Origin of the sequence: Nocardioides palaemonis (genome assembly GCF_018275325.1) — a bacterium.
In the GTDB taxonomy this organism is placed as follows: domain Bacteria; phylum Actinomycetota; class Actinomycetes; order Propionibacteriales; family Nocardioidaceae; genus Nocardioides; species Nocardioides palaemonis.
In genome coordinates, this window is the sequence record NZ_JAGVQR010000004.1 from 220,722 (window position 1) to 233,774 (window position 13,053).

Sequence of the window (13,053 nt, forward strand, 5' to 3'; positions counted from 1 at the left end):
GCCTACGCCCCCGCAGCCTTCAGCACCGCGCGGCCGGTCAGGACCCGGGCGAGGTGCTGGCGGTAGTCGGCGGCGCCGTTGAGGTCCGACGGCGGGTTCGTGCCCTCGGCCGCGAGCTGCGCGGCCTCCCGTACGCCGTCCTCGGTCGCGCTGGCGCCCGCCAGCGCCGCCTCGGTGGCGCGGGCCCGCAGGGGCGTCGACCCCATGTTGGTCAGGCCCACGCGCGCCTCGTCGATCGATCCCTTGACCGTCGCCGCGACCGCGACGATCGGCCACTGGTGGGCCACTCGCACGAACTTCTCGTAGTGAGCGCCCCAGCCGGTGTGCTTGGGGATGCGGACCTCGGTGAGGATCTCGTCGTCGCCGATCGCGGTCTCGAAGAGGTCGACGAAGAAGTCGTCGGCCTCCACCGTGCGGGTGCCGCCGGCTCCGGCGACGACGAACTGCGCACCCAGCGCCAGCGCCGGCGCGCCGAGGTCACCGGCCGGGTCGGCGTGGGCGAGGGCCCCGCCGAAGGTGCCGCGGTGGCGGATCTGGGAGTCGGCCACCTCGGCTGCGGCCTTCGACAGCAGCAGGGCGTGCTCCTTGACCAGGGCGTCGTCGCGGACCTCGGTGTGGGTGGTCATCGCGCCGATCACGATCGCGTCGCCGTCGTCGCGGATGCCGCGCAGGGAGGAGATGCCGCCGAGGTCGATCACCACCTCGGGTGCGTTGAGCCGCATCCGCAGCACGGGCAGCAGGCTCTGGCCACCGGCCAGGATCTTCGCGTCGTCGCCGTGCTCGCCGAGGGCGGCGAGCGCCTCCTCGACCGAGCTGGGTGCGACGTAGTCGAACTGCGCCGGGATCATGCCTGGGCCCCTTCCGTGCTGTCGGGTCCGGGTTCGGACTCGTCGAAGTGAGGCATCGCCGCCTCGGGAGTCGGTGCGGCCTCGTCGCCGGCGTGGATGGCGCGCCAGACCCGCTCGGGCGTGCACGGCATCTGGATGTCGGAGACGCCGAGGTGGCGCACCGCGTCGACCACCGCGTTGACCACGGCCGGGGTCGAGGCGATGGTGCCCGCCTCGCCGACGCCCTTGGTGCCGAGCGAGTTGGTCGTGCAGATGCTCGGGTCGTCGGTGTGGACCACGTCGAAGGAGATCGTGTCGGCCGCCGTCGGCAGGAGGTAGTCGACGAACGAGCCGCTGACGAGCGTGCCCGACTCGTCGTGCACCGCCTCCTCCCACAGCGCCTGCGCGATGCCCTGCACGAGCCCGCCGTGGACCTGCCCGGCGACGATCAGCGGGTTGATGATCGTGCCGATGTCGTCGCAGCAGGTGTACTTGCGCATCTTCACCTGACCGGTCTCGGTGTCGACCTCCATCGCGCACAGGTGGGTGCCGTGCGGGTAGTTGAAGTTCACCGGGTCGTAGGTCGCGTCGGCGTCGAGGTTGAGCTCCATCCCCTCCGGGTAGTTGTGCCCGGCGAACGCCGCCGTCGCGAGCTCCTGGATCGCGGTGCCCTGGTCGGTGCCGCGGACGGTGAAGCGGCCGCCGGAGTACTCCAGGTCGTCCTCGCTGGCCTCCAGCAGGTGGGCGGCGAGGACCTTGGCCTTGTCGATCACCTTGTCGACCGCTCGCACCAGCGCCTCACCACCGACGACCAGGGAGCGCGAGCCGTAGGTGTCGAGCCCCTTGGGTGCGGTCTGGGTGTCGCCGTGCAGCACCTCGACGTCCTCGAACGGGACGCCGAGCCGGTCGGCGACGATCTGGCTGAACGCCGTCTCGTGGCCCTGTCCGTGGGCGCTGGCCCCGGTCACCACCTCGACCTTGCCGAGCGGCGTGAGGCGCACGCTCGCGTGCTCCCAGCCACCGGCGCCGTAGTCGAGGCTGCCGAGCACCCGGCTCGGCGCGAGGCCGCACATCTCGGTGAAGGTCGAGACGCCGATCCCGAGCTGGACCCGGTCACCGCGCTCGCGGCGCTCCTTCTGCTCGGCCCGCAGCGCGTCGTAGCCGAAGGACTCCTTCGCCTTGGCGGTCGCCGCCTCGTAGTTGCCGGTGTCGTACTCCAGGCCGGCGACGGTCGTGAACGGGAACTCCTCGTGGGTGATCCAGTTCCGCTCACGGATCTCGAGCGGGTCCACGCCGACCTCGGCGGCGAGCTCGTCCATCATCCGCTCGATGGCGTAGGTCGCCTCGGGCCGCCCGGCGCCGCGGTAGGCGTCGGTGAAGGTGGTGTTGGTGAGCACCGTCTGGCACTCGAAGCGGTAGGCCGGGAACTTGTAGATCGCGTTGAACATGAACGCACCGAGCACCGGGACGCCGCCGCCGACGATGGCGATGTAGGCGCCGAGGTCGGCGTCGAGGTGCACCTTGAAGCCCGTGACCTTGCCGTCCTTGTCGGCGCTGAGCGTGAGCGTCTGGACCTGGTCACGGCCGTGGTGGGCCGCCATCAGGCTCTCGCTGCGGGTCTCGGTGTACTTCACCGGCTTCATCAGCCGGCGCGCCACCGCCCACGCGATCCACTCCTCGGGCGTGGTCTGCAGCTTGCCGCCGAACCCGCCACCCACGTCGGGGGCGATCACCCGGATCTTCGACTCGGGCACCCCGGTGGTCGCGGCCAGCGCGAAGCGCAGGATGTGCGGGATCTGGGTCGCCGACCACATCGTCATCTGCTCGCCGGTCGGGTCGACGACGACGCTGCGCGGCTCCATGAACGCCGGGATCAGCCGCTGCTGGCGGAACTCGCGCTCGATCACGATCCCGTCGGAGCGGGCCGCCTCGATGGCCGCCTCCACGTCGCTGCCGGTGCCGGCCTCGGCGGAGTCGAACACCCACAGGGCGGACTTGTTGGTGCCGAGGTCGGGGTGGGCGAGGACCTGGTCCTCGAGCGCCTTCTTGATGCCGATGACGGCCGGCTGCTCCTCGTACTCCACGTCGACGAGCTCGGCGGCGTCGCGCGCCTCGGCCGCGCTGCGGGCGACGACGACGGCCACGATCTCGCCGGCGAAGGCGACCCGGTCGGCCGGCATGGGCGAGTGGCCCGGCGTCTTCTGGTCGGGCGTGATCGGCCACGCGTTGATGCACGCGCCGAGCTCCTCGCCGAAGTCCTTGCCGCTGAGCACGGCGACGACGTTGGGCGCGGCCTTCGCCGCCTCGACGTCGATCGACGTGATGGTGGCGTGGGCGAACGGGCTGCGCACCATCGCGAGGTGCAGCATCCCGGGCAGGGTGATGTTGTCGGTCCAGCGGGTGCGACCGGTGATCAGCCGCTGGTCCTCCTTGCGACGGCGGTCGCGGCCGATCTCGGCGGCCGGACGTTCCTGGGTGGCGGTCACTTCGCACCTCCGGCGGCGTGCAGCACGCTCTTGACGATGTTGTGGTAGCCGGTGCAGCGGCAGAGGTTGCCCTCCATGCCGAGCCGCACCTCCTCCTCGGTCGGGTCGGGGTTCTCCGCGAGCAGGTCGACGGCCTGCATGATCATCCCGGGCGTGCAGAAGCCGCACTGCAGGCCGTGGCACTCGCGGAACGCCTCCTGCACCGGGTGGAGGTCGGAGTCGACGGTGTCGGCCAGCCCCTCGATCGTGGTCACCGTGCGGCCGTTCGCCTGCACCGCGAGCACGTTGCACGACTTCACGCTCGTGCCGTCGAGGTGGACCGTGCACGCCCCGCAGTTGGAGGTGTCGCAGCCGATCACGGTCCCGGTCTTGCCGAGCTTCTCGCGCAGGTACTGGACCAGCAGCATGCGCGGCTCGACGTCGTCGGAGACCGAGGCCCCGTCGACAGTCAGGTGGATCTTCGTCATCTAGCGCCTCCGGGCGTGTGTGAGGTGTGTCACTCCTACCCGGACGGTAGGTCGCGCTGGTTGGTCGATGGTTGGGGGCAGCGGAGCGGTGGTGCGCACGGCCCTGCCCGCCGCGCACCACCGCGCCGCCTCCCCGGATCAGTAGGCGAGCACCCTGCCCCTCGGCCCGTCGGCGAGGACGTTGGCCGACACCAGCACCTGGCCGTCGACCCACTCGACCGCGGCCGGCATCTTCACCGTGGCGAACGGCTTCGCGGTGTCGCTCCCGCGGCGGACCCGCGAGACCTGGCCGCCGAACAGCTGGGCGACGTAGACGTCGCCGTTGCGCGCGACCGCGACGCCGGTGGCCCCGGCGAACCCGGAGGCGACGGTGCGGACCTTCCCGCTGCTGGCCCTGACCTTGACGACCATGCCGTTGGCGCCCGCGCTGCCGTCCTCGGGGCCGCCCGGGAGCAGGCTGACGTAGAGCCAGCCGCCCCTGACCTCGACGTCGGTCGGCACCGGCTCGAAGGCGTACGCGTGCCCGACCGTGCAGGCCGGGAGACCGTTGGCCGTGGCGGCGTCTGCGGTGATCACCACCGGGACGGCGGGCAGCACCGCGACGGTGGAGACCTTGCCGCGCGGGCTGACCGCCAGGATCGCGTTGGCGGCGGCGTCGGCGACGTAGGTCGTCCCCCGCCGGACGGCCGTGCCGTAGGGGTGCGAGTCCACGAGCCCGGTGTAGGCCGCCGGGACCTCCGCCGGGACCTGCGCCAGGCAGGCCGGGTCGAGGTCGGTGAAGCCGTAGGCCTGGTCGGCGTCGGGGTTCTGCGTCTTCTCGTAGCGGTAGAGGTCGGCCACCTCGGTCGGGCTGCCGCCGGGCTGCATCGACCAGAGGGCGGCGTGCTTCTTCGCGGTCGTGGCGAAGCGGACCAGGCCGCCACCCACCGACACGGCGCCGAGCTCGGTCTTCTTCGGCGCCGCGAAGACGACCTCCGGGCGGCCCCCGGGCGGCACGGCGGTGAGCAGGCCGGCGAAGTTCTGGCTGACGTAGGCGGTGCCGTCGCGCGCCACCGCCATGCTGAGCGGCGAGACCAGCTTCCTCGCCACCGTCGTGGGGTCCGTCGCCGGTGCGGCGCCGGACGGGGCGGGGGCGACGAGCAGTCCCCCCGCGATCACGGAGGCGACCGCTGCGGCCACCCCGGTACGTGTCCTGGTCATGCGTGCTCCTCGGACGTGGCCGCGCCTCCTCCCCGGCGCAGCGCGCTCCTACCGAGAGTCCTCCCGCGCGGCCGGTCGCGCCAGACCGGACCGGGATCGCCACGGATTTACCCCGTTTGTGCCCCGGGCCTCAGCGGGCGCTGGCGAGCTTGCCCTTGAGCAGGGGCCGCACGGGGTGGTGCACGGGGATCGCGGCGAGGCAGGCCTCGACCACCGCCGTGTCGTAGGGGGCGAGGTCGCTGTAGCGCAGCACCGCGTCCGGGTCGGGGTCGGCCAGCAGCGCCTCGCGCACGCTGACCGCGAGGTAGTCGCCCATCTGCACGAGGGCCGGCGAGTCCGTCCCCGGCAGCAGGTCGCCGCCGTACGCCCGGACCGCCGCGCGTACCTCGCCACGGCGCAGCAGCCGCTGCACCTCCTCGACGTCGGTGGTGACCGGGAGGGTCAGCCGGTAGGGGCGCGAGGACAGCTGGCCGGCGAGGGCCGAGCGCAGGTGGGACACCTCCGCCTTCAACGTCGAGGTGGTCACCGCCGCGTCGCCGTAGAGGAGGGCGTGGAGGTGCTCGACCGACAGGCCGCCCGGGTGCAGGGCGAGCAGCGCGAGGATCTCGGTCTGGCGACGGTTGAGCAGCAGCCGCTGGCCGTCGAGCCAGACCTCCGCGGTCCCGAGCAGGCTGAGCGTCAGGCCGGGCTCGGCGGGCGCCGTCGCCCCGTCGCTCCAGGCGCGCCGGTCGTCGGGCAGCGCACCCTCGATCAGGCGGGCCATCACGCGCGCGGTCGCCAGCCCGATCGGGTGGGTGCGGTCCCAGGTGGTCGACAGGTCGATCACCCCGAGGCTGCGGCCGGTGACCGGGTCGAAGACCGGAGCCGCCCAGCACACCCAGTTGTGGACGACCTCGGCGTAGTGCTCGGCGCTGAAGACCATGGAGGGCTTCGCGGTGCGTCCGGCGATGGCGAGCGCGTTGGTGCCGACGCTGCGCTCGTCCCACCGACCGCCCGGCACGAAGTTCACCGTCTCGGCCTTGCGACGCATCACCCGGCCGCCGTAGGTCCACAGGATGCGGGTCTGCTCGTCGGTGACCGCGATGACCAGGTCGCCGTCCTCCGCGGTCCGGCGCAGCTCGTCCTGGACCCGCGACACCGCCGCCTGCAGCGGCGAGGCGTTCCAGTACTCCGCGGTGTCGCCCTCGTCGGCGAGCGGCGCCTCGGTCACAGCCGGCGACACCACCCCCGAGAGCTGCCAGCTGCGCAGGATCTCCGGGCGGACCGGCTGCGCGCCCTCGTCGCCGTCGGAGACGAACCTCGTCCAGGCGCGCACCGCGTCGACGCGGCGTGCGTGCAGCTCCTCGCTCGGCATGGCGGCTCCCCTGTGGTCGCGGCCAACCTAACTCGACTGTGACGCTCGCAACAGGGAATCCGGACCAGTGGACCAGCCGGACCGACCGTCAGCGGCGGGTGGGCGCCGCCCGTCGCGTCCACGGGCGACGCAGCAGCCGCACCAGAGCCTCGTGGCCGCGCAGCTGCGGCACCAGCGCGGCGACCGACCGTCCGGTCCACGCCCCCCACCACAGCCCGGCCCCGTAGGCGAGGTCGTCGGCGCGGTGCACCAGGACGTACGCCACCGGGCCGAGGTCGGTCGTCACCCGGCGGCGGTCGGCCAGCCCCTCGGCGACGGCCGCGACGACGACCGCGCGCCGGGCCCGTCGCGACACCGCGGCAGCGGCGAGCGCGAGCGGCCAGTAGTGCCGCTCGAGCGCGGACGCGGTCTGCCAGGCGGTGGCGACGGCCCCCTCGAGGGTCAGCACCGCGGCCGCCCGCAGCGGCCGCTCGCTGCGCTCGAGCCGCCGGGCCGTGCCGAGGGTCGCCAGCACGCAGGCCGCGCCCCCGAGCGGCAGCGACCACCGGCGCTGGGCCAGCACGGACACTGCCAGCGCCGCGGTCCACGGCGTGAGCACCAGCGGTGCCACCGCCCCGGGGTGGCGGGCGGCCAGCGGAGCCGCCGACGTCCCGTAGAAGGCCTTGCGTCCCAGCCACTCGGTCCAGCGGGTGCGGTGGTCGTGGCGCACGGTCGCCGCGGGCTCGTAGCGCAGCCGCCACCCGGCGTCGAGCAGCCGCCAGACGAGGTCGACGTCCTCGCCGCACTGCAGGTCCGGGTCGAAGCCGTCGCCGAGGGCGGCGACCCGGGCCACGACGCAGGCGCTCGGCACGTAGGACACCCGGCCGTGGACGCGCACGGACGCGGGGCGCGGGCCCAGGTCGAGGGAGGACCGCGCCTGCTCGTAGCGCTCCAGCCAGCCGGTGGGAGCGCTCGCGGCGCCGAGGACCCGCGGCGCGGCGAGCGCGACCGCCGGGTCGTCGAGGTGTCGTCGCAGGGTGCCGAGCCACCCGGGGTCGGGCACCACGTCGGAGTCGCAGAAGGCGACGTGGGCCGTGCGGGCGCGGGCCAGCCCGGTGTTGCGGGCGGCCGCCGGCCCGCGGCTGGTCCGGTGGCGCTCCAGGGTCGCGCCGTGGGCGGCGGCCACCGCCGCGACGCCCGCGTGGTCGAGCGAGCCGTCGTCCACGACCACCACCGGCACCGTGGCGGGGACGGCGGCGAGCAGGCGCGCCAGCCCCGCCGCCCGGTCGCGCACCGGCACGACGAGCGTGACGTCGCGGACCTCGGCGTCCGCGACGGGCGGGTCCGGCCACCACGGGTCGGCCAGCCCCCGGTCGAGCAGGCGGCGGCCGAGCACCCGGGTCGCGTCGGAGTCCGAGGCCACCAGCGGCAGCCGGGCCACGACCGCCGCGGCCGACCCGGACAGGTGCAGCACCGTGCCGGAGCCGCCCATCAGCGTGCGTCCGTCGTCGCAGACGTGGGTGTCGGGGGCGAGGACGAGGCCGTGGTCGTCCGGGAGGATCTCGTCGCCGGGCTCCGGCACCGGTCTCACGCGGGCGCCCCCGCCCGGACGCCCAGCCGGCCACGCTCGTCCACGTCGAGCGCGCGGAGCTCGGCGTCGAGGCGGTCCACGAGGCCGTCGAGGAGGGTCCGGCCGAGCTCGGGGCTCGCGTCCGTCGGGTCACCGAGCACCCCGGAGCCCGACACGGCTCGCACGCCCTCCGAGCGCAGCCGCGGCATCAGGTCCGCCACCGGCCGGGTCTCCCCCGGTGCCAGCAGGTCGGTCCGCACCAGGCCGGGCGCCATCGCCAGCAGCAGCGAGGTCTCGGTCCGGCCGGCGTGCGCGTCGCCGTCGGGCACGACGCACGCCGTCCACGCGACCGGCCGGCCCTCGTCGCGCAGCGTCGCGACCGCTGACGTCAGTGGGCGGAGGTTGCCCCCGTGCCCGTTGACGAAGATCACCCCTCGCGCCCACGTGCACGCCGAGCGGCCGAGCTCGACCAGCACCAGCCGCAGCGCCTCCTGCCCGATCGACACGGTGCCGGGGAAGTCCTGGTGCTCACCGCTGGACCCGTAGGCGACGGCGGGCGCGACCAGGACCCGGTCGCCGTCGGCCACCCGGCGGGCGGCGGCCTCGAGCGCGACCCGGGTGGCGACGACGGTGTCGACGCACAGCGGCAGGCCGGGCCCGTGCTGCTCCAGCGACCCCACCGGCACCAGGACGAGGACGTCCGCCGGGCCGTCGAGCTCGGGCCAGCGGCGATCGCCGAGCCGGGGCCCCGCCGTGGCGGCCGCCCGCACGGTCACCCCAGGGTCCGGGCGGGCGCCAGCGGGTCCTGGTCGCACGCCGACGGCGGCCGGGTCCGGGTGGGTGACAGGGTGAGCGGGACCGGCGCGTGGCGTACGGGCCCGGGGTGGGAGTGGTCGCCGCTCGGGGCCGGCCGCGACCCGACGACCTCGAGCGCCTCGGCCGCGTTGCCGCGCACGCACTCCGGGTCCGGGCCGTCGAGCGGCAGGCCGGTGAAGAACTTCGCCGCCATGCACCCGCCGCGACAGGCGTCGTAGGCCGAGCAGCGCGTGCACGCACCGCCCGTCTGCGGCGTGCGGAGGTCGAGGAACAGCTCGCTGTCGCGCCACACGCCCTCGAACCCACCGTCCCCGCGCACGTTGCCGGCACGGAAGCGGTCGTGGATCGCGAACGGACAGGCGTAGACGTCGCCGACCGGGTCGACCAGGCACACCACCCGCCCGGCGCCGCACAGGTTGAGGCCGGGCAGGGCCTCGCCGAAGGCAGACAGGTGGAAGAAGGAGTCGCCGGTCAGGACGCCCTCGCCGTGGGCCACCAGCCAGTCGTAGATCACGCGCTGCTGCTCGGCCGTCGGGTGCAGCTCGGACCACACGTCGGCGCCGCGGCCCGACGGGCGCAGCCGGGTGAGCCGGAGGCGCGCGCCGTGGTCGTCGGCGATCTGCTTGAACCGGTCGAGCTGCGAGACGTTCTCGCGGGTGCAGACCACCGACACCTTCACGTCCTCCATGCCGGCGTCGCGCAGGTGCGCCAACGCCCGGAGGGCCGCGTCGTAGGTGCCGCGGCCACGGACCCGGTCGTTGACCTCGGCGGTCGCCCCGTCGAGCGACACCTGCACGTCGACGTAGGGCGTCGCGGCGAGCCGGCGGGCCCGCTCGGCGGTGATCCGGAACCCGTTGGTCGAGAACTTCACGCCGACGTGGTGCTCGACGGCGTGGTCGAGGAGCTCCCAGAAGTCGGGACGCACGGTGGGCTCCCCGCCGCCGATGTTGACGTAGAACACCTGCATCCGCTCGAAGGTCTCGATGAGCTGCTTGCACTCCCCGGTCGTCAGCTCGCGCGGGTCCCGCCTGCCCGAGGAGCTCAGGCAGTGCACGCACGCCAGGTTGCACGCGTAGGTCAGCTCCCAGGTCAGGCAGATGGGTGCGTCGAGGCCCAGCTCGAACTGCTCGACGAGCCGACCGGCCTCGGGCCGGGCCGCCCCGGGTGCCGGTGCTGGTGGCGCTGGGGTGGTCAGGGTCATGCGGCACGCTCCTGGATGATGTGGGTGCGGGCGAGTCCCTCGAGCGCGGCGACGTAGGCCGCCCGCGACCCACCGGTCACTCCCGCCCGGTCGAGGGCCGACGCCACGTCGGGGCACTCGCCCAGCAGGCGCACGACGTCGACCAGCGTCGGGGTCTTGAGGAAGCTCAGCCGGCGGGTGTCGAAGTCGTAGGCGAGGGCGCCGAAGGGTTCCGGCCTCAGGGCCACGGAGGGGCTGAGGACGTACGCCCGTCCGGTGAACCCCGTCGGCTCAGTAGACACCGCACATGCCGTCGATCGAGACCTCCTCGACCAGCTCCTCGGCGAGCTGGGCGGCGTCGTCCTGCGACGTGTCCTGGGTGGGCTGCGGGTCGGTCATGGCTGGCTCCCTCGGTGCGCGGGCGGGCGTACCGGCGCTCGTCGCCGGACACCTCGGACGACGTCCACGCTAGGAACGCCGCGCACCCCGGCGACACCGCTCGGTGGGGCGGTGCCCCCTGTCGGATCGGGCAGGTGCCACGCCCACCCGGCGGCCTGTTTTGCGATCCCCACCTGTCGGCGGCGCGCCGGCGCTCCTAGCGTCCGAGCAACGGTCCGCCACCGGGTCCGGGTCCGCGACGTCGGCCGGTCCACGGGCGGCCATCCTCCGACGGAAGGGTCCCACGATGCAGGTCGACGAACTTCTCAAGCCGTTCCCCATCAAGGAGTTCCACCCGTTCCCACGGGCGCTGATGGGCCCCGGTGCCCACGAGATGATCGGCCCGGAGGCCCTCAAGATGGGCTTCCGCAAGTCGCTGATCATGACCTCGGGCCTGCGCGGCACGGACATCGTGCACAAGATCGCCGAGTCGATGAAGTACCACGGGCTCGAGGTCGTGGTCTACGACGAGGTCGAGTCCAACCCCAAGGACTACAACGTCATGGACGCCGTGGCGCTCTACCAGGAGAACGAGTGCGACTCCTTCGTCTCCATCGGCGGCGGGTCGTCGCACGACGCCTGCAAGGGGGCGCGGGTCTCGGTGGCCCACGACGGCCGCAACGTCAACGAGTTCGAGGGCTTCAACATGTCCGAGAACCCGAAGAACCCGCCGCACATCGCGGTGTCCACCACCGCCGGCACCGGCTCGGAGACCTCGTGGGCCTACGTCATCACCGACACCACGACCGACCCGGACAACCCGCACAAGTACGTCGCCTTCGACGACGCCTCGGTCGCCACCCTGGCCATCGACGACCCGGTCCTCTACTACGACTGCCCCGTCGACTACACCGCCCAGTGCGGCTTCGACGTGCTCGCCCACGCCAGCGAGCCCTACGTGTCGCGACTCAACTTCGAGCCCTCGCTCGGCAACGCGCTGCGCGCGATCAAGCTGACCGCCGAGAACCTGCGCCAGGCCGTCTGGAACGGCCAGGACCTCGCGGGACGGCAGGGGATGATGTACGCCCAGTACATCGCGGCGCAGGCCTTCAACTCCGGCGGGCTCGGCATCATCCACTCGATCAGCCACGCCGTGTCGGCGTTCTACGACACCCACCACGGGCTCAACAACGCGATCGCGCTGCCCCGGGTCTGGGCGTTCAACATGCCCACCCAGTACAAGCGGTTCGCGGAGATGGCCCAGGCGATGGGGGTCGACACCTACGGCATGACCGACGTGCGGGCCGCGGACGCGGCACTCGAGGCGGCCATCCGGCTGCTGCGCGACGTCGGCATCACCGAGCGCTTCGTCGACGTCACCCAGGACACCTACTCCAAGAACCGGCTCGGCACCGGTCCGACGAAGTTCTACGAGAACGCCAAGGAGATCGTCGGCGACGCCGCGGACGTGGACCGGATCACGAACCACGTCCTGGGCGACGCGTGCACGCCCGGCAACGCGAAGGAGTGCACGTTCGAGACGGTCCGCCCGGTCGTCGAGCACTGCATGACCGGCGACCTCGACGACCTGCTCACGTGAGCGCCCCCGACCCGAGCACTCCCCCGTTCGCCGACGTCGGCGAGGTGCTGTCCCGCTTCCGCGAGCACGGCTACCTCGCCGACGAGCGGCTCGCGACGACGGTGTTCCTGCAGACCCGCCTCGACAAGCCGGTCCTGCTGGAGGGACCGGCGGGCGTGGGCAAGACCCAGCTGGCGACGAGCCTGGCCGAGGTGACCGGACGGCGGCTGCTGCGGCTGCAGTGCTACGAGGGCCAGGACGAGTCCAAGGCGCTCTACGAGTGGGACTACGGCAAGCAGCTGCTCTACACCCAGATCCTGCGCGAGAAGATCGGCCAGCTCGTCGCGGACGCCGCCGACCTCGGCGAGGCCGTCGACCGGATCGCCGCGCAGGAGAGCGTGTTCTTCTCCGACCGGTTCCTGGCGCCGCGTCCGCTGCTCGAGGCGATCACCTCGGAGGACCCCGTCGTCCTCCTCGTGGACGAGGTCGACCGCGCAGACGAGGCCCTCGAGGCGGTGCTGCTCGAGCTGCTGAGCGAGTTCCAGGTCTCGGTGCCGGAGATCGGGACGGTCCGCGCCCGCCACCTGCCCTACGTGGTGCTCACCTCCAACAACACGCGCGACCTGTCCGCCGCCCTCAAGCGACGCTGCCTCCACCTGTTCCTCGAGTACCCCTCGGCCGAGCGCGAGCTGGAGATCCTGCGGTCGAAGGACACCGGCCTGGCCGACGCCCTCGCCACCCGGCTGGTCGAGGTGGTCCGCGGGCTGCGCGAGCTCGACCTGCGCAAGGCGCCCAGCATCTCGGAGACGATCGACTGGGCCCACACGCTCGCGGTGCTGGGCGTGACCGAGCTCAGCGCCGAGGTGCTGGCCTCCACGCTCAACGTCGTCGTCAAGTACGAGCGCGACCTCGGCCGGGCCACCGCGGCGCTCCCCACGCTCGTCGACCCCAACGCCAGCGTGCCCGACCACCGGCACGTGCCGGGCCACGGTCACGGGCACGGCCACGGGCACGGCCACGACCACCCGCACGACCACGACCACGCGCCGGACGGCGACGTGGACGGGCGCGAGGTGCGACGCTCCAAGGACCAGCCGGGCCGCCACGACGAGGCCTACTACGGCGCACCCGGCAGCAGCGGCGGCGCGCGCGAGGTGACCGAGGGGCAGGGCGCCCGGTCGTTCGCGGCGCAGCGCGCTCGCAGGCGGCCGGTCTAG

General features: G+C 73.4%; 12 protein-coding genes. 2 read left to right on the forward strand and 10 right to left on the reverse strand.

Going from position 1 to position 13,053, the window contains the following annotated elements:
- Positions 1-2: 2 nt before the first annotated feature.
- The 10 genes from KDN32_RS16760 to mftA form a co-directional block, all read right to left on the reverse strand.
- Positions 3-848 (reverse strand): FAD binding domain-containing protein, encoded by an 846-nt coding sequence (locus tag KDN32_RS16760; protein WP_211733404.1) that lies wholly within the window; start codon positions 846-848, stop codon positions 3-5.
- Positions 845-3,313: a xanthine dehydrogenase family protein molybdopterin-binding subunit gene (locus tag KDN32_RS16765; RefSeq protein ID WP_211733405.1), complete on the reverse strand. Its 2,469-nt coding sequence runs from the start codon at positions 3,311-3,313 to the stop codon at positions 845-847. Before KDN32_RS16765 ends, KDN32_RS16760 begins: the two co-directional genes overlap by 4 nt.
- Positions 3,310-3,780: a (2Fe-2S)-binding protein gene (locus KDN32_RS16770; protein WP_211733406.1), complete on the reverse strand. Its 471-nt coding sequence runs from the start codon at positions 3,778-3,780 to the stop codon at positions 3,310-3,312. The genes KDN32_RS16765 and KDN32_RS16770 overlap by 4 nt, the downstream gene beginning before the upstream one ends.
- A 138-nt stretch (positions 3,781-3,918) precedes the next feature.
- Positions 3,919-4,980, reverse strand: a complete 1,062-nt coding sequence (locus tag KDN32_RS16775) for a ScyD/ScyE family protein (protein ID WP_211733407.1) — start codon at positions 4,978-4,980, stop codon at positions 3,919-3,921.
- Between the two features lie 130 nt (positions 4,981-5,110).
- Positions 5,111-6,334 (reverse strand): sigma-54-dependent transcriptional regulator family protein, encoded by a 1,224-nt coding sequence (locus KDN32_RS16780; RefSeq protein WP_211733408.1) that lies wholly within the window; start codon positions 6,332-6,334, stop codon positions 5,111-5,113.
- Positions 6,335-6,422: 88 nt separating this feature from the next.
- Complete coding sequence (gene mftF / locus KDN32_RS16785) at positions 6,423-7,904, reverse strand: mycofactocin biosynthesis glycosyltransferase MftF (protein ID WP_211733409.1); 1,482 nt, start codon at positions 7,902-7,904, stop codon at positions 6,423-6,425.
- A complete protein-coding gene (gene mftE, locus KDN32_RS16790; protein ID WP_307854175.1) occupies positions 7,901-8,659 on the reverse strand; it encodes a mycofactocin biosynthesis peptidyl-dipeptidase MftE in 759 nt (252 codons plus the stop codon). Before mftE ends, mftF begins: the two co-directional genes overlap by 4 nt.
- Positions 8,656-9,900 (reverse strand): mycofactocin radical SAM maturase, encoded by a 1,245-nt coding sequence (mftC, locus tag KDN32_RS16795; protein ID WP_211733410.1) that lies wholly within the window; start codon positions 9,898-9,900, stop codon positions 8,656-8,658. Before mftC ends, mftE begins: the two co-directional genes overlap by 4 nt.
- Positions 9,897-10,181, reverse strand: a complete 285-nt coding sequence (gene mftB / locus KDN32_RS16800) for a mycofactocin biosynthesis chaperone MftB (protein WP_211733411.1) — start codon at positions 10,179-10,181, stop codon at positions 9,897-9,899. The genes mftC and mftB overlap by 4 nt, the downstream gene beginning before the upstream one ends.
- Positions 10,171-10,278, reverse strand: coding sequence for a mycofactocin precursor MftA (mftA, locus tag KDN32_RS16805; protein WP_211733412.1), 108 nt, complete (start codon positions 10,276-10,278; stop codon positions 10,171-10,173). The genes mftB and mftA overlap by 11 nt, the downstream gene beginning before the upstream one ends.
- 286 nt (positions 10,279-10,564) lie before the next feature.
- Between mftA and mdo the strand changes: the two genes are divergently transcribed.
- Together mdo and KDN32_RS16815 are read left to right on the forward strand one after the other, a co-directional pair.
- Complete coding sequence (mdo, locus tag KDN32_RS16810; protein ID WP_211733413.1) at positions 10,565-11,857, forward strand: NDMA-dependent methanol dehydrogenase; 1,293 nt, start codon at positions 10,565-10,567, stop codon at positions 11,855-11,857.
- On the forward strand, positions 11,854-13,053 hold the full coding sequence (locus tag KDN32_RS16815) for an AAA family ATPase (RefSeq protein WP_211733414.1): 1,200 nt from the start codon (positions 11,854-11,856) through the stop codon (positions 13,051-13,053). Before mdo ends, KDN32_RS16815 begins: the two co-directional genes overlap by 4 nt.